Below are 15,415 nucleotides of genomic sequence, written 5' to 3'. Positions count from 1 at the left end.
AGTCATCTTGCGGCCTAGGGGCGGGGCTCAGGCGGGCAAGCCCGCCGCCACCGCCTCGCGGTTGACCCGAATCCTCTCCCATATTTTCTCGTGGAAGAAGTAGGCGACGGTGTTGATGATGGGCTCGACCAGGGCAATGGCGCCGCCGATGACCAGACTGCCGCTCAAGGCATAGGCCACGGTGAAGGCGACGGTGAAATGGACGAGGGCGAAGGTCAGGGTCTTGATCATGTCAGCGGCCTCCTATCGATTGTTGGGTACCAGGATAGGGGGCTATCGGGCGCTTTCAAAATCGAATGTTTCTTTCTATTCGATAGATCATGCCGATGACGGGGACGGGGACGGGGACGGGGACGGGGACGGGGACGGGACGGGGACGGGCATGATCTTTGGATCGGATCGCCCGTCCACGCCAGGATTCGCGCTGAAGAGGCCTGGCCCAGGTTAACCGGGGGGCTTGGGTACGGATGGCATCCCCAGGGAGTTCAGGCCCTCAGGGCCCCGCGCAAGGCCTCGGCGACCTGGCGCTGCTCGGCGTCCTGAAGATAGGGGTGCATGGGCAGGCTGAGAACCCCGGCGGCGGCGCGCTCGGCCTCGGGCAGGGCGCCGGCGGGCGGCCCGGTGTCGGCGAAGGCCGGCTGGAGGTTGAGGGGGATGGGGTAATGGACCGAGGTGGGAATGCCCTGCTCCCCGAGGCGGGCCACGACGGCCTCCCGGTCCTCCAGATGCACCGTGTACTGGGCAAAGACACTGGTGTTGTGGGCCTCGATGAAGGGCGTCACACAGGGCGCCCCCGCCAGGAGTTCGGAGTAACGGGCACCCAGGCGGGCGCGGGCGGCGACCTCGTCCGGGAAGATGGCGAGCTTGGCCAGGAGGATGGCGGCCTGGAGTGAATCCAGACGCCCGTTGACGCCGATGCGGACGTGGTGATAACGCCGGTCCTGACCGTGGTCACAGATCTGGCGCATGGCCAGGGCGAGATCCTCGTCATCGGTGAAGCAAGCGCCACCGTCCCCGTAGGCGCCAAGGGGCTTGGAGGGAAAGAAGCTGGTGCAACCGATGGTGGAGAGGCCACAGGAGGCTCGCCCCCGGTAGGTGGCGCCCAGACTCTGGGCGGCATCCTCGATCACGGGCAGCCCATGCCGCGCGGCGATGGCGTTGATGGCGTCCATATCCGCGCACTGGCCATAGAGACTGACCGGCATGATGACCCGGGTGCGGGGACCGATGGCGGCGGCGATGGCGGTTGGGCTGATGTTGTAGGTGCGCGGGTCGATATCCACGAAGACCGGCTTGGCGCCCAGCAGGGCGATGACCTCGGCGGTGGCGATGAAGGTGAAGGGGGTGGTGATGACCTCGTCGCCGGGTCCCAGGTCCAGGGCCATCAGGGCGATCAGGAGGGCATCGGTGCCCGAGGCCACGGCTATGCCATGTCGGACGCCGACCCAGGCCGCCAGCCGCTCTTCCAATTCGGTGATCTCGGGACCCATGACATAGCGCCCATGCTCCAGGACGGTCTGGATGCGGGCCTGGACATCGGCCTGGATGCGCTCGTATTGGGTCTTGAGATCGACGAAGTTCATGACAGGGGCCTCGGGTTGACGCGGGTGGATCGGGTGGCTGAACGAGCCTGCGGGCCAAAGAAAAACCCCGGAGGCGGGATCTCCGGGGTTGCGGGGATGGACGGGATGGCCTCGGGCCCTCCCGCGGGCTCAGCCGCTAACCTTGAGTTTCTGGCCCGTCTTGATGGTGTTGTCCTTGGCGGAAAGCTTGTTGAGCTTCTTGAGCTCGTCCACGCTGGTATCGTACTTGACGGCAACCTGGAAGAGGGTCTCGTTGGCCTTGACCACATGGGTTTTGGATGGCGCCTTTGCCGGCTCGGCCTTGCCCTTGTTGGACTTACCCTTGCCCGACTTGGGATCGGCCTTGGCCAGGGTCGGAGCCGGCTTGGCCTCCGCCTTTCCCTTGGCAGTGGCCTTGGGGTCGTCGCTAACCTTGACCTTAAGTTTCTGGCCCGTCTTGATGGTGTTGTCCTTGGCGGATAGCTTGTTGAGCTTCTTGAGCTCGTCCATGCTGATATCGTACTTGACGGCAACCTGGAAGAGGGTCTCGTTCGCCTTGACCACATGGGTCTTGGGTGGCTCCTTGTCAGGCTTGGCCTTGGGATCGGCCACGGCGAGACTCGTCTTGGCTTTCGTATCGGATCTGAGGTTGGCGCTTCTGGGCTTGGGTTCATCCAGGTCGAAATCGGGCTTGGCTTTCGTGTCGGACTTGTTGAGGCTGGCGTACCTGGCCTTAGGCTCGGCCCTGTCGAAATCGAACTTGTCCGAGTTATCTACCTTGGCGATGGTGGTATTGGCCCTGGCATCGGCCCTGGGGGCGACCTTGACCGACTCGGGTTTTACGCTGGCCTTGGCGAGGACCGGCTCGGGACGGGTGACCCGGGTGACACTGACAAACTCGGATTCCGGCTCGGATGCGGATTCGGGCTCATACTTCTCCTGCCGGGCGATCATAGCTGGCGCCGACGCAACCGATTGTCCCGAACCGCGTTCGGTGGTCCCGGCCGGCAGCCAGACGCTGGCGCCCGCCGGAATGCTGGCATTGCCCTTGACGATAGCGTTGCTCCAGGAAGGATTCAGGTCGTCCAATTGATAAACGGATAGCCCGTAAGAACCGGCCAGTTGCTGGGCCGATATGGGTTGTGTGAGGACCAGGCGATCGCTGTCGTGGGCCTTGTGAAAGGCTACGCCATCGGGGAAGTACTTTTTGGGGTTGCCCGCGACCTCGCGAGCGGCGACAAACTGGGAATAGAAGTTGCGCGAATCGAAGCCAAAGGCGTTGCCCTTGTAATTTTCGACGATCTTGCCGATGTCGCTGCCATGAAGATTCTTGGCCTTGGCGATGCCGCCCTGTCCGTGGTTGTAGGAGGTAATGGCCAGAGGCCAGCTACCCAGTTTGCGATGGGCGGCGGACAGATAACGGGCGGCACCCTCGCAGGCCAGCAGGGGGTCCATACGCTCGTCCAGCTTGTGATCGACCTGCAGGGAATAGACGCGCCCCGTGGCCGGCATGAATTGCCAGAGCCCCGCTGCGCCGACCCCAGAACGGGCCTGGGACTGGAAGGAGGATTCAACGTGCGGCAGGAAGGCGAGGTCCTCGGGGACGCCGTGCTTTCGGAAGATTTTGCGGAAGGCCTGGTCGTAACGGCCGCTGATTTCCATACCGGAGCGGAAACGCTCGCGCATGCCCTGCTGGGTACGCACCCGATCCGCGGCCCCAAAAATGGCATTCCTGCCACCCACGGCCTCGAGTTCGGCCTTCATCTCCTCCTCCGCCGAGGTCAGGGACTCGCCGTAGGTGACCTTACGTTCCAGGGTCGCCAGACGATCGCGGTATTCCTGCTGCTTGCCCTTGACGTAGGCGCGGCGGCTCTCGCCACTACCGGGGACATTGACCACCTCGTAGATAACGCTCATGTATTCATCGTCATGAATGACGACCTGGGAACGATCCATTTCCCCATAAACCTTGCGCCAGAATTCGACGTTATCCTCGATACCCGGCGGAATCGGGAAGGTCGCGTCCGAGGAGGTCTGTTTAACGGACTTGCCTTCGGATTCGCCAGTACTGGAACAACCGGACAGATGGATCAAGACTGACGCCAGCAGCGCCAACCACAGGTAACGTGCGGCCGATGACACGAGCACGGATTCCCCCTCCCTTTCTAAAACAAAAAAACACAATAAGGCGCCGCAAGGTTATTACTTGTTGGCGTCGCTGGCGCGGGCAACGTAACTGAACTATAGCCAGTCCGCGCGGAAATTGACAAGGTTTTCCTTTGCCAAGCCCGCAATCCTCGCCCTGAACACCAACTCGGGTGAGGATTCCCCGCCAAGACCCCGCCTGGCGGCCCTAATCAGGGTCTCGGCTAAGGTCATCTCGCCTCGCCGGCTTGCTTCCCGGGAGCCGTGGCGGGACCATAGGAAGCCCACCCCAACGGAGTCATACCTTGCCCCTTACCCGCCTCGGTTCCCTGATCCTCCTGCTGGCCTGGCTCTGCCTGGGCGCCGGTCATGCCCTGGCCGCGCCCGAGGGCAAGGCCAAGCCCGACGCCGCGCGGGAGGAAGATAATCGGCAGGTCGTCAGCGACATCCTCGCCGCCAAGGAAGACCCCGCGACCACCATTCGCCTGATCGAGACCCGCATCAAGGAACTGGAGGGCGCCAGCGATGCCGAGACCGCCAAGCGTTTGACCGAACTCTACCGCAAGGCCCTCAGCAACCTAGAGGTCATGCGCAACCAGGAGGCCAAGGCGGCGGCCCTGGCCCAGACCCTGGAGAACGCGCCGACCGAGATCCAGCGCCTGCGCAAGGAAATCGAGGTCCTGCGGGCTAAAGCCGACGACAAGCCGCAGGCCCCCAGGGACGATATCCCGATCCTCGAACTCGAACAGCATCTCACCCAGGCGGGCGCCGACGAGGCCACCCTCACCACCCGCCTCGGCGAGTTGGACAAAAGCCTCTCGGACTGGCCCCAAACCCTGACGGCTGCCCGGCAAAGTATTCAGGACAGCCGGAAGGCCCTGGATGATCTTGCGACGGAGGTCGCACAGCCGGCCCCGGAAGGCGAAACCGCGGCCACCAAGGAGGCCCGTCTCCTGACTCAAGACACGCGCCAACGCGCCTTGCGCGCCGAGCTGGCGCGTCTGGATCGGGAGATCCTGTCCCAGGGCGTGCGCGAGGATCTCTTGCGGGCGGAACGCGACAAGCACCAACTGGAGCTCAAAAGCACCCAGACCCGTGTCGCCCTTCTCCGGGAGGCGTTGAGTCAGCGCCGCCTCGCCGAAGCGGAGCTGGCCAAGCGGCAGGCCGAGGCGGCTACGGTCGCCGCCTCGGGGCGGCACCCTCTGGTGGGGGAACTGGCGGCGGTTAACGCCGACCTGACCGAGAAGCTCGGCGAGGCCACGGGCGCCCAGGGCGCCGTCACGGCCGAACTGACTCAGCTCCGCGCCCAGGCCAAGCGGCTGGAGGAGGAATACCGCAACACCCGACAACGGATGGAGATTTCCGGGCTCACCGAGGCCATGGGCCAGGTCCTGCTGAACAGCCGCCAGCAACTCCCGGATATCGCCGAGATCGAGCAGGCCAACCGCGAGCGGGAACATCGTATCGCCGACGCCAGTCTGCGCGAGATCCGCTACAACGAGGACCTGCAGCGCCTGCGCGACCTGGATGGCCAGGTCGATGAGCGCCTGGCCTCGCTACCCGCCGCGGAAGTCACGCCCGAGCTGCGGGCCCAGGTCCGGGAGCAGCTCGAACGTCAGCGGGAACTCCTCGGCCAGGCCCAGGAGGCTAACCAGGCCTACCTGCGCCTCTTGGGCGAACTGGACTTCGCCGCCCAGGAACTGCTGCGCACCGTCAACGCCTACCAGGAGTTTCTGGCCCAGCATCTCTTGTGGACCCGCAGCGCCCCGCCCATCATGGGAATGGACGGCTTCACCTCGGTGCCCCGCGGCCTGGCCTGGCTGTTAACACCCGCCCACTGGTTGCAGGTCGGCCAAGTGCTCCTGTACGAGGCGAGCGGGTCACCGGTCTTCTGGATCACCCTGGCCCCCCTGGTCTGGCTGATCTTTCGGCAGCGGTTTTATAGGCTGGCCATTCTCAACGGCGCCGAGCGCCTGCGGCGGGTCCAGACCGACAGCTTCCGTCATACCCTCGCTGGGCTGGCCTACACCATCCTTCTGGCCCTGGGCTGGCCCCTCCTGATGGCCGACCTGGGCTGGCGACTGGAGGTGTCGCCAGCGGCGACGACCTTCACCAAGGGCGTTGGCTTCGCCCTGATTGCCGTCTCATCGGGCTTCTTTTCGCTGCGCTTTTTCAAACTGCTGTGCATGCCCGGCGGGGTGGCCGACCGTCATTTCCGCTGGACCGGGTCGGTCCTGAGCCTGATCCGGCGCCAACTGACCTGGGCATCGGCGCTCCTGGTGCCCATCGCCTTCGTCGTCGCCCTGCTCTTCGCCGATCCCAACGCTACTTTCGGCCTCGGGCTCCAACGTCTCAGCCTGATCGCCCTCATGCTGGGCCTGACTCTCTTCCTGGGCCGGCTCATCCATCCCACCCAGGGCGTCCTGCAGAATTACCTATCCCTGCACCCGGAGGGGTGGCCCAACCGGCTACGGCTTTTTTGGTATTTCGGCATCCTCGCCATCCCCCTGGGGCTGTCCGCGCTGGCTATTGCCGGTTTTGTCTATACCGCCGCCACCCTCTTCGGTTCCCTGGTCAAGCAGCTCTGGCTGATCCTGATTCTGGTGATCCTGCAGCAATCCATCCTGCGCTGGCTCGGGGTCACTCACCGCCGCCTGGCGCTGCAGGCCGCCCTGGATCATCCCCCGGAGCACAGGGATTCCGATGCCAGCCCCGGGACCGTCCACCCGGTCGCGGAGCGGCGCATGGAATTGGTGACCCTGGACGAGCAGACCCGGCGCCTGCTCAACGCCGTTATCTTCGTGGGGGCCCTGCTGGGCCTCTGGGCCATCTGGTCCGACGTCGTACCCGCCTTTACCCGACTCCAGGACATCGCCCTCTGGACCTACATGGGCCTGGTGGACGGCGAGGAGAAGCTCAAGACCTTTTCCCTGGCCAGCGTAGCCTTCATCCTCGCCACTATTGCCATGGCCACCATCGCCGTCCGCAACCTGCCGGCCCTCCTGGAGATCCTCCTGCTGGATCGCTTTTCCGTTTCCTCCGGGGCCCGCTACGCCATCAAGACCCTCACCGCCTACATACTCATCGCCCTCGCCGTCATGACGGTTTCCAGCACCCTGGGCATCTCCTGGGGGCGGGTTCAATGGCTGGTGGCGGCCCTGAGCGTGGGTATCGGCTTCGGCCTGCAGGAGATCGTGGCCAACTTCATCAGCGGCATCATCATCCTGTTCGAGCGCCCGGTGCGGGTGGGTGACGTGGTGACCATCGGCCAAACCACGGGTACCGTGACCAAGATCCGCATCCGCGCCACCACGGTACGCAACTGGGACCGCCAGGAGCTCCTGGTCCCCAACAAGGAATTCATCACCAACCACCTGCTGAACTGGACCCTGAGCGATTCCCTGAACCGGGTCGTCATCAGCGTCGGCATCGATTACGACGACGACGTGCGCCTGGCGATACGACTCATGGAGGAGGCGGTGGCGGGCAATGAGCGGGTACTGAAGGAGCCGGAGCCCAGCTTCATTTTTGAACGCTTTGGCGATAGCGCCTTGATGCTGCAGGCGCGCGGTTTTGTCTCGGAGGTGGAGGATCGGGTGCCGGTCATTTCGGATCTGCAACAGATAATTCTGGACAAATTCCGCGCCCATGGCATTTCCCTCGCCTTCCCGCAGCGTGATATTCACTTACGTGCCTCCGACCCCCTGGAGGTGCGTATCCGCCGCGAAGGCCCCGGAAGGCCCGGGCCCGGGGTGGAGTCACCGGTCTGAGGCCCCAGGGCCTGGCGGGAACCGCCGACCCGACTTATACCCTGCGCGAGTCACGCTTCGGCAGGGCCGGGTAGGGACTGGCGGGGGTATCGACAGCAAGGATGCTGTCGTCAAGCCTACAGGGAGGTATTTACGGCGTCCCCCGCGAGACACCACCCGGCCCGAAATACCGAAGGCTCAGGTGTTTTGGGTCGACAGCTCCAGGGACAGGTAGAAAAAGACGAAACGCCCGTCCTCGATATCCAGCATCAGGGTGGCGCCGTGGTGGATGCCATAGTCCACGTAGCCGGGCGTCGCGCAGTCGAGGTGGCACTCGCTGGAGTGCTGGGGCGACTCGAAATCCCGGTCCCGGTCGTACCAGGACAGCAGTATGCAATCACCCATGCGGGCTCTTGCTTCCCGATCCGCCAGACCCATGGCGCCCAGGTAGTCCACCAGGGGCGGGTCGGGATCGAGGTTTACCCGCGTCAAAGCGGGGTGGTCGTGGGTCATTTCGGTCTTCTCCAGTTCCTTATCCACGCTCAGGCCAGGCCCTTGACGGCCACTTCGTAGACATCCTTCGACAGCTTCCCGACAGCCAGGATGCTTTCCAGTTCCGCCCGCATCAGGCCCTGGCGATGGGCGTCGTAGCGGCGCCAGCGGACCAGGGACTGGAGCATGCGGGCGGCGATCTGGGGGTTGAGGGGATCCAGTTCGAGGATGCGCTCGCGCAGAAAGGCATAGCCGGCGCCATCGGGGGCATGGAAGGGCACGGGGTTGGCGCAGAAGCTGGCCACCAGGCTGCGCACCCGGTTCGGGTTGGTGGGGCTGTAGGCGGGATGCCCCAGCAGGCCCCGCACCCGCTCCAGGGTCCCCGGCCCCTTGGCGCTCGCCTGGATGGCGAACCATTTATCGAGGACCAGGGCATCGCCGGCCCACTGATCATAAAAGGCCGCCAGGGCCGCCGCCCCGGCCGCGCTGCCCGCATCCACCAGCAGCCGCAGGGCGGCGATCTGGTCCGTCATGTTGTGGCCAGCCGCGAACTGGTCCCGACAGAGCCCCAGGGCCTCGCCCTCCCCCGCCGCTACCAGGTAGCCCAGACAAAGGTTCTTGAGGGCGCGCCGGCCCATGGCCTCGGGGCTGGGCTCGTAGGGTCCGCTCTCCTGGTTCCTGTCATAACTCGACCGGAACTCCTCCCGCAGTTCCTGCCCCAGTCGGGACAGGAGGGCCTCGCGGGCCCGATGGATCGCCTCCACGGCGACCACCGCCATTTGATCCCCCAGATAAGACTCGCTGGGCAGGGTCAGGATCTCCGCGATCAGGGCCGGCTCCGCCCGCGGATCCGTCAGGGCGCGTCGGCCGGCCTCGAAAAAGCCCGCCGGGATCGGCCGCTCCGGCTCCGCCACCCAGGCCAGCAGGAGTCGCTGGGCCAGGGTCTGAGCCGCCTCCCAGCGGTTGAACCCATCGCTATCATGGGCCATGAGGAAGAGGAGATCCGCATCGCTATAGTCAAAACGGACCTTAACGGGGGCCGAGAAGCCGCGCAGCAAGGAGGGCAAGGGCGGCTCGGGCATCTCGACAAAGCGGAAGACCTGCTCCGGCTCCCGCACCTCCAGCAGCCGGGTGCCCGCCCGGACCACCCCCGTCTCCCCCGCGAGTCGCGGCGCCAGATCCCGGCCCTGGTGGTCGAGCAGGCCCAGGGCCAGCGGGATATGCAGGGCCTGCTTGAGGGGCTGCCCCGGGGTGGGCGGGGTCTGCTGGCGCACCCGCATTTCATAGGTCTGGGCAGCGGGGTCATGGGTCCCGACGATCTCAAGCTCCGGGGTCCCCGCCTGGCTGTACCAGCGCTTGAACTGGCCAAGATCCCGCCCGCTCACCGCCTCCATGCAGGCGACAAAGTCATCCGTCGTCACTGCCTGGCCGTCATGGCGGCTGAAATAGAGGTCAGTGGCGCGCCGAAACAGGGCGGGCCCCAGCAGTTGGGCCAGCATCCGCGCCAGTTCCGCGCCCTTCTCGTAAACGGTGGCGGTATAGAAATTGCTGATCTCGATGTAGGACTCCGGCCGCACCGGGTGGGCCAGGGGGCCCGAGTCCTCGGCGAACTGGCGGGCGCGCAACTGGCGCACGTCGGCAATGCGTTTGACGCCCCGGGAGCCACGGTCCGCGGAGAACTCCTGATCCCGGAAGACGGTGAAGCCCTCCTTGAGGCTCAACTGGAACCAATCCCGGCAGGTGACGCGGTTACCCGACCAGTTATGGAAGTATTCGTGGGCAATGACTCCCTCGACCCACTGAAAGTCCTGATCGGTGGCCGTATCCGGGCTTGCCAGCACGGCCTTGGCGTTGAAAATATTGAGGCCCTTGTTCTCCATGGCGCCCATGTTGAAGTGGCTGACGGCGACAATGTTATAGACATCCAGGTCGTACTCCCGCCCGTAGCGGTCCTCGTCCCAGCCCATGGCATTCTTGAGAGCCCGCATGGCGTGGCCGCACTTATCCAGGTTTTCCGGCTCAACCCAGATATTCAGCGCCACCTTCCGCCCGGAGGCGGTGCGAAAGCGGTCCGAGACCCGACTCAGATCCCCCGCGACCAGAGCGAAGAGATAACTGGGCTTGGGAAAGGGATCATCCCAGCAGGCCCGATGGCGGCCATCCGGCAGCTCCTCGGTCCCGGCCGGATTGCCATTGGCGAGCAGGACCGGATACTGGCCCCGGTCCGCCTCCAGGCTGACGGAGAAGCGGGCCATGACATCGGGGCGATCCAGGAAATAGGTGATACGGCGAAAGCCCTGCGCCTCGCATTGGGTGCAGAGCATGCCATTGGAGAGATACAGACCCTCCAGGGCGGTATTCCGGTCGGGGTGGATACGCACCCGCGTCTCTAGGCGAAACCGGTCCGGCACCTGGAAGAGGGTCAGGGCTTCGTCATCGACAGCATATTCATGAGGTACCAGTTCCCGGCCGTCCAGGGCGATCCCTTCCAGTTCGAGCCCCTCCCCATCCAGCCTCAGGCCGCCATCACCCCGCGTCGCCGCCGGGTTGCGGCGCAGTTCCAGAGTGGCCGCCACCTGGGTCTCCGCCGCCGCCAACCGGAAGCTCAGCGCCACGGTGTCAATGAGGAAATCGGGGGAGCGGTAGTCCGCGAGACGGATGAGGGTGGGGGCGGTGCTGGGCATGGGACTCCTCGCGCGAGTGATGAAACGCCTTGACGGAGCGGGGACCGGGCATTACAAGGGCAAGGGGACCCCGAGGTGCCAAACATAAGACTTTAATTCCGGCCCGCAGCGCCAATTTCAACCGGCCAGGCCATTCCCGACCTTGAAAAACGAAAATCGCAGGCAACCAAGATGCCCACCGTAATGATTTATTCCACCCTTCTGTGTCCCTATTGCGACCGCGCCAAGCACCTCTTGCGGCGCAAGGGCGTGGATTACCAGGAGGTCCGCGTCGATCTGGATGCCGAGCAGATGCGCCTCATGATGCGGCGCAGTCAGCGCCGGACCGTGCCCCAGATCTTCATCGACGATTATCACGTGGGTGGCTACGACGACCTGGCGACCCTGGAGGCCCGCGGCGAACTCGACCCCCGGCTCGGCCTATGAGCCAGGCCGCCCGCTCGCCAGGGGGTCCGGGAACCGGGGCGCCCGCCGCCGCCGAGGGGCAGCGCCTGGACAAGTGGCTCTGGGCCGCGCGCTTCTTCAAGACCCGCCAACTGGCCGCCGAGGCCATCAATGGCGGCAAGATCGAGGTCGAGGGCCAGGGCGCCAAGCCCGGCCGTCCCATCCGCCCCGGTGCACGCCTGATCATCCACAAGGACTCCCTGGTCTGGGAGGTTCTGGTACTGGCCCTCGCCCCCCAGCGCCGCCCCGCCGCCGAGGCCGCCCTCCTCTACGCGGAAGGCGAGGCTAGCCGCGAGCGCCGCCAGGCCCTGGCGCGGGAGCGCCGGGAGCTGGGGACCCTCGCCGACCGCCCCGGCCGCCCCACCAAGCGTGACCGGCGCCAGATCGACCGCTTCACCGACAAGGGGGAGACCCAGCCCCCGATACGGACCTGACCAGGAGCCAGAGCCCACCCATGGACCAAGAGATGTTCCGCCAGGCCTATCAGGCCATCAGGGAGCAGGGCTGTCCCTACGAGAAGACCCTCCTCACCCGCAACGGCGACTGTCGTCACGCCCAGCGCTTCTGCATCGCCGAGCGCGAAGGCGTGCGCTGCGGCGCCCCGGCCTCCCAGACCCGCTGCGAGGCCTTCCTGGCCCTGGTCCGTCGAAACGCCCGCTTCGCCCTCAAGGCCACCGACCAGCGCCCCTCCCTACCTCACGCCCAGGCCATGCGCGTGCAGGTCGGTGGCCTGCGCGGCCTCCACGCCGCCCTGGAGCCCGATCAGTCGGTGCCCGTTCACATCCCCGACATCGACCAGGTCCTGGACGCCGCCAGCGACCGCTTCGGCGACCTGGCCAAGATCCCCTTCCAGCCCATCCTCCAGCAGATCGCCGCCTTCCAGGGGCGCAAGCGGTCCCGGGCCAAGCGCCCCTAAGTGGGTGTTGAGCATCATCATGGGTGTCACCGGCCTGCCGGTGGGGGTGGGCAACCGGCTGGACCTGCCTAGCGCGCCGGGGTGGCGGTGACCCGCCCCCCGTCTTCAAACCAAGACCCAATCCCAGAGGTATCCCCATGTCCTTAACCCCAGAGGCGATGCACACGGCCCCGGCACCGCCAATCGCGCCACCCGCCCCGGTCTCGCTGTACGAGGCTTTCCTCTATTGGTTCAAACTCGGCTTCGTGAGCTTCGGCGGCCCGGCGGGGCAGATCGCCATGATGCACACGGACTTGGTAGAACGTCGGCGCTGGATCAGCGAGCATCGCTTCCTGCATGCCCTGAATTACACCATGGTCCTGCCGGGCCCCGAGGCACAGCAGCTCGCGACCTACATCGGCTGGCTGATGCACGGCACCCTGGGGGGCATCCTGGCTGGGGTCCTGTTCGTGCTGCCGTCGCTCGGTATCCTGATCGCCCTGACCTGGGTCTATTTGGCCTATGGCGACGTGCCCGTGGTGGCGGGCATCCTTCATGGAATCAAGCCGGCGGTGACCGCCATCGTAGTCTTCGCCGCCTGGCGCATCGGCTCCCGGGTGCTGCGCAACGGGGTCCTGTGGGCCATGGCCGCGGCGGCCTTCGTGGGGATCTTTGCGCTGAATATTCCTTTCCCTTACATCGTGCTGGCGGCGGGAATCATCGGCTACCTTGGCGGACGCCTTGCCCCGGACGCGTTCAAGACCGGCGGCAGTCACGGCGCCTCGAACAAGAGCCATGGCCCGGCCCTGATCGACGACCACACCCCGACGCCGGAGCATGCCGGCTTCTCCTGGCCGCGCACCCTGGTCTACAGCCTGGTGGGCCTGGGGATCTGGACCCTCGTGGAGGGTTCCCTATACCTAGCCTACGACTGGGCCGGGCCGCTCACCCAGATGGGTTGGTTCTTCACCAAGGCGGCCCTGGTGACCTTCGGCGGCGCTTACGCGGTGCTGCCCTATGTCTATCAGGGTGGCGTGGAGACCCACGGTTGGCTGACGGGTCAGCAGATGATCGACGGCTTGGCCCTGGGGGAAACCACCCCCGGGCCGCTGATCATGGTGGTCGCCTTCGTCGGCTTCGTCGGTGGCTGGACCAAGGAGTTGTTCGGTCCCGACGCCCTAGTCCTGGCCGGCATCGCCGGGGCGAGTGTCGCGACCTTCTTCACCTTCCTGCCCTCCTTCCTCTTCATTCTGGTGGGTGCCCCGATGGTCGAGGCGACCCGGCATGACCTGAAGTTCACCGCGCCGCTGACCGGCATCACCGCCGCCGTGGTGGGCGTGATCCTAAACCTGGCCCTGTTCTTCGCCTGGCAGGTGTTGTGGCCTGAAGCCACGGACTCCGCCCCCTTCGCCGGGCGCTTCGAGTGGTTCTCGCTGGGCATCACCCTCGCCGCCTTCCTCGCCCTGTGGCGCTACAGGATCGGTATCATCCCGGTTATCGGCGTCAGTGCCTTGGCCGGGCTCGGCTACTCCCTGTTGATCTGAGGGCATAGGCCGCGGGCAACGCCCGCCCCATCCGGCACTGGGGGTGGCTGCCTTGCTCGACCTCTTCGCCACCGCCTTCGGCTAGCAGCCTGTCGGACTTTCCCGCTGCCGGACGGCGGTCGGCTTGGTGGACTGTCGGGATCTGCTCAACGCCAGCCGCCACAGTGCCTTATCGTACGGACATGCCCAGAGCATTGAGGCACCGCTCACAGCCCAAGTCCAGGCGTTGCTGGATCAGCCCAGGAACCGTTCATACAAGGCTTCCGACTGACCATAACAGGCGCAGGCAACGGCTCGCAGGCCCGGCCGATCGAGAACTCGGATGTCGCCACGGCTGTAGTGAATGAGATTGCGCTGTTGCAGCGCCGTCGCGGCCTTGGTGATGCCGACCCGGCGCACCCCGAGCAAGAGGGCCAGGAACTCATGGGTGGCATGGAAGTGATCCGAATGCGCCCGGTCCTGGGTCATCAGCAGCCAGCGGGCGAGACGGGCTTCCAGCACATGGAAACGGGTGCAGGCGACCATCCGCTCGACCTGGTTCGTCACCACGAAGAGGTAGCGGTTGAGCGTAGTTTGCAGTGCGATGCTCTTTCCGAGTGTCACCGGAAACCGCTCCGCGGTCATGCGCCAGGCGGGACCCGCGCCACGGACAACGGTCCGCAGCAGCGTCACTTCGATCCCCAAGATAAGTGGTATTCCGACCATCCCCTCACTGCCGACCAGTCGGACCTCCAGACCGGCGTGATCGATCGGTGGCGTCACCAGAGAGAAGAAGCAATCGGTGGGGAAGTAGAGGTGACGGATCTGCTCGCCCGGTTCGTTGATCACCTCGTCGCGCGCAAGCTCGACGGACTCGCAGCTCGCCAGCACCTGCCGATACTCATCGTCCGGCAACGACGCGAGAAGACGATTGTCGAAGGGATTGGAGTTCTTCTCGGGATGCATGTGCGGTCTCCTCGTTGGCCGGGCTGGAACGGAAACATTCGGCAAGGGGGTGTTCCCTGGGAGAGCCTCGCTTCACTTCAAAGGTTACGTCGGAAAACCTGATCATTCAGTGCGCTAACAAACATAACCTGCCGACCCTCGTCATTATGTGCGATGGCGTACAGACCAGGCCGGTGATGCCGTGTCAACCTAAATCTTCAACACGCATCGCCCTTTTCGACTGGGAGCCGAGGGATCGCCCCGCAATCTGACTAGAACACAGTTTTATCTATTTCGGGAGACGAAATGAACGCACTCAAGATTGCAGGCGTGGCATTGATCATCGGCGGCAGCCTGGGTTTGGCATATGGCGGCTTCAGCTATACGAAGGAAACCACGCAGGCCCAGATAGGGCCACTCGAGTTGACGGTCCAGGACCGCGAGACGGTCAACATTCCGATCTGGGCCGGTGTGGCGTCGATCGTGGTCGGCGGGCTGCTGTTGTTCGTGCCGAGGAACGTCTGAGCTCGACCGCTCTAGAGACCGAAACCCGGTCTCCCGTCCGGAGAAATTTAATTCCCGTAAAGTCGGTTTTCGGCCATTGTCACCTCGATGAACGAGACACTTTACACCTACAGTCTGGAACAGGAGCAAGAACCATGATCAAAAAAGACGAATCCGTTGCGGAAATGAAAGCGCAACTGGATGCCTGGAATACCGAAATCGACACGCTCCAGGAGAAGGCGCATGAAATTAGGGAGGATGCCAAGGTGAAATACGAGGAGCAACTCGTGGCATTGCGTGCTACGCGTGCGGCAGGCGAGCTAAAACTAGCGGAGATGCAGGCGGCTACCGAAAGTAACTGGGCGCAGGTCAAAGCGGAAGCCGAGCATGTCTGGGAGGCATTCAAGGATTCTTTCAATACGTTCAAATCGCATTACAAGTAATTCACCCGGAGTCTTATCAGCACAATCCT

The 15,415-nt window shown here is 64.7% G+C and carries 13 protein-coding genes; 7 read left to right on the top strand and 6 right to left on the bottom strand.

All coding sequences use genetic code 11. The features are described 5' to 3' along the window. Nucleotides 1-27: 27 nt before the first annotated feature. The 3 genes from IPN92_13600 to IPN92_13590 form a co-directional block, all read right to left on the bottom strand. Complete coding sequence (locus IPN92_13600; protein MBK8639250.1) at nucleotides 28-231, bottom strand: DUF2061 domain-containing protein; 204 nt, start codon at nucleotides 229-231, stop codon at nucleotides 28-30. 254 nt (nucleotides 232-485) lie between these two features. Continuing rightward, complete coding sequence (locus tag IPN92_13595) at nucleotides 486-1,583, bottom strand: DegT/DnrJ/EryC1/StrS family aminotransferase (protein MBK8639249.1); 1,098 nt, start codon at nucleotides 1,581-1,583, stop codon at nucleotides 486-488. Nucleotides 1,584-1,712: 129 nt separating this feature from the next. After that, nucleotides 1,713-3,704 (bottom strand): LysM peptidoglycan-binding domain-containing protein, encoded by a 1,992-nt coding sequence (locus IPN92_13590; GenBank protein ID MBK8639248.1) that lies wholly within the window; start codon nucleotides 3,702-3,704, stop codon nucleotides 1,713-1,715. Between the two features lie 308 nt (nucleotides 3,705-4,012). Here IPN92_13590 and IPN92_13585 point away from each other — a divergent pair, with 308 nt between their 5' ends. Next, the gene (locus IPN92_13585) at nucleotides 4,013-7,477 is read left to right on the top strand and encodes a mechanosensitive ion channel (GenBank protein ID MBK8639247.1); all 3,465 of its coding nucleotides are present in this window, start codon (nucleotides 4,013-4,015) and stop codon (nucleotides 7,475-7,477) included. Between the two features lie 177 nt (nucleotides 7,478-7,654). Here the strand turns inward: IPN92_13585 and IPN92_13580 are convergent, their stop codons facing one another. Continuing rightward, a complete protein-coding gene (locus IPN92_13580; GenBank protein ID MBK8639246.1) occupies nucleotides 7,655-7,969 on the bottom strand; it encodes an AF1514 family protein in 315 nt (104 codons plus the stop codon). 29 nt (nucleotides 7,970-7,998) lie between these two features. Beyond that, nucleotides 7,999-10,632, bottom strand: coding sequence for an aminopeptidase N (gene pepN / locus IPN92_13575; GenBank protein ID MBK8639245.1), 2,634 nt, complete (start codon nucleotides 10,630-10,632; stop codon nucleotides 7,999-8,001). A 171-nt stretch (nucleotides 10,633-10,803) separates the two neighbouring features. Between pepN and grxC the strand changes: the two genes are divergently transcribed. The 4 genes from grxC to chrA all read left to right on the top strand — a co-directional run bounded on the left by grxC (nucleotide 10,804) and on the right by chrA (nucleotide 13,515). Further along, nucleotides 10,804-11,058: a glutaredoxin 3 gene (grxC, locus tag IPN92_13570; GenBank protein MBK8639244.1), complete on the top strand. Its 255-nt coding sequence runs from the start codon at nucleotides 10,804-10,806 to the stop codon at nucleotides 11,056-11,058. Next, nucleotides 11,055-11,510 (top strand): RNA-binding S4 domain-containing protein, encoded by a 456-nt coding sequence (locus IPN92_13565; GenBank protein ID MBK8639243.1) that lies wholly within the window; start codon nucleotides 11,055-11,057, stop codon nucleotides 11,508-11,510. The genes grxC and IPN92_13565 overlap by 4 nt, the downstream gene beginning before the upstream one ends. A gap of 20 nt (nucleotides 11,511-11,530) precedes the next feature. Next, nucleotides 11,531-11,992 carry a hypothetical protein gene (locus tag IPN92_13560; GenBank protein ID MBK8639242.1) on the top strand — a complete coding sequence of 154 codons (462 nt, stop codon included), beginning with the start codon at nucleotides 11,531-11,533 and terminating at the stop codon, nucleotides 11,990-11,992. A 158-nt stretch (nucleotides 11,993-12,150) separates the two neighbouring features. After that, nucleotides 12,151-13,515 carry a chromate efflux transporter gene (gene chrA, locus IPN92_13555; GenBank protein MBK8639241.1) on the top strand — a complete coding sequence of 455 codons (1,365 nt, stop codon included), beginning with the start codon at nucleotides 12,151-12,153 and terminating at the stop codon, nucleotides 13,513-13,515. A 234-nt stretch (nucleotides 13,516-13,749) separates the two neighbouring features. On the opposite strand, the gene IPN92_13550 is transcribed toward chrA, so the two are convergent. After that, complete coding sequence (locus IPN92_13550; GenBank protein MBK8639240.1) at nucleotides 13,750-14,460, bottom strand: Crp/Fnr family transcriptional regulator; 711 nt, start codon at nucleotides 14,458-14,460, stop codon at nucleotides 13,750-13,752. 285 nt (nucleotides 14,461-14,745) lie between these two features. Between IPN92_13550 and IPN92_13545 the strand changes: the two genes are divergently transcribed. Beyond that, a complete protein-coding gene (locus IPN92_13545; protein ID MBK8639239.1) occupies nucleotides 14,746-14,964 on the top strand; it encodes a hypothetical protein in 219 nt (72 codons plus the stop codon). A 134-nt stretch (nucleotides 14,965-15,098) separates the two neighbouring features. Continuing rightward, complete coding sequence (locus tag IPN92_13540) at nucleotides 15,099-15,386, top strand: hypothetical protein (GenBank protein ID MBK8639238.1); 288 nt, start codon at nucleotides 15,099-15,101, stop codon at nucleotides 15,384-15,386. Nucleotides 15,387-15,415: the final 29 nt, after the last annotated feature.

The sequence above is a fragment of the Chromatiaceae bacterium genome (assembly GCA_016714645.1).
In the GTDB taxonomy this organism is placed as follows: Bacteria; Pseudomonadota; Gammaproteobacteria; order Chromatiales; family Chromatiaceae; genus M0108.
The sequence above is the reverse complement of the archived record's forward strand: the minus strand, read 5'-3'. Positions and strand labels throughout refer to the sequence as shown.

Bases quoted from the DNA above. Each gene is read 5' to 3' on its own strand.
- IPN92_13545 (MBK8639239.1), top strand. From the start codon at position 14,746: ATGAACGCACTCAAGATTGCAGGCGTGGCATTGATCATCGGCGGCAGC.
- IPN92_13580 (MBK8639246.1), bottom strand. From the start codon at position 7,969: ATGACCCACGACCACCCCGCTTTGACGCGGGTAAACCTCGATCCCGAC.
- IPN92_13565 (MBK8639243.1), top strand. From the start codon at position 11,055: ATGAGCCAGGCCGCCCGCTCGCCAGGGGGTCCGGGAACCGGGGCGCCC.
- IPN92_13550 (MBK8639240.1), bottom strand. From the start codon at position 14,460: ATGCATCCCGAGAAGAACTCCAATCCCTTCGACAATCGTCTTCTCGCG.
- chrA (MBK8639241.1), top strand. From the start codon at position 12,151: ATGCACACGGCCCCGGCACCGCCAATCGCGCCACCCGCCCCGGTCTCG.
- IPN92_13540 (MBK8639238.1), top strand. From the start codon at position 15,099: ATGATCAAAAAAGACGAATCCGTTGCGGAAATGAAAGCGCAACTGGAT.
- IPN92_13600 (MBK8639250.1), bottom strand. From the start codon at position 231: ATGATCAAGACCCTGACCTTCGCCCTCGTCCATTTCACCGTCGCCTTC.
- grxC (MBK8639244.1), top strand. From the start codon at position 10,804: ATGCCCACCGTAATGATTTATTCCACCCTTCTGTGTCCCTATTGCGAC.
- IPN92_13595 (MBK8639249.1), bottom strand. From the start codon at position 1,583: ATGAACTTCGTCGATCTCAAGACCCAATACGAGCGCATCCAGGCCGAT.
- IPN92_13560 (MBK8639242.1), top strand. From the start codon at position 11,531: ATGGACCAAGAGATGTTCCGCCAGGCCTATCAGGCCATCAGGGAGCAG.
- pepN (MBK8639245.1), bottom strand. From the start codon at position 10,632: ATGCCCAGCACCGCCCCCACCCTCATCCGTCTCGCGGACTACCGCTCC.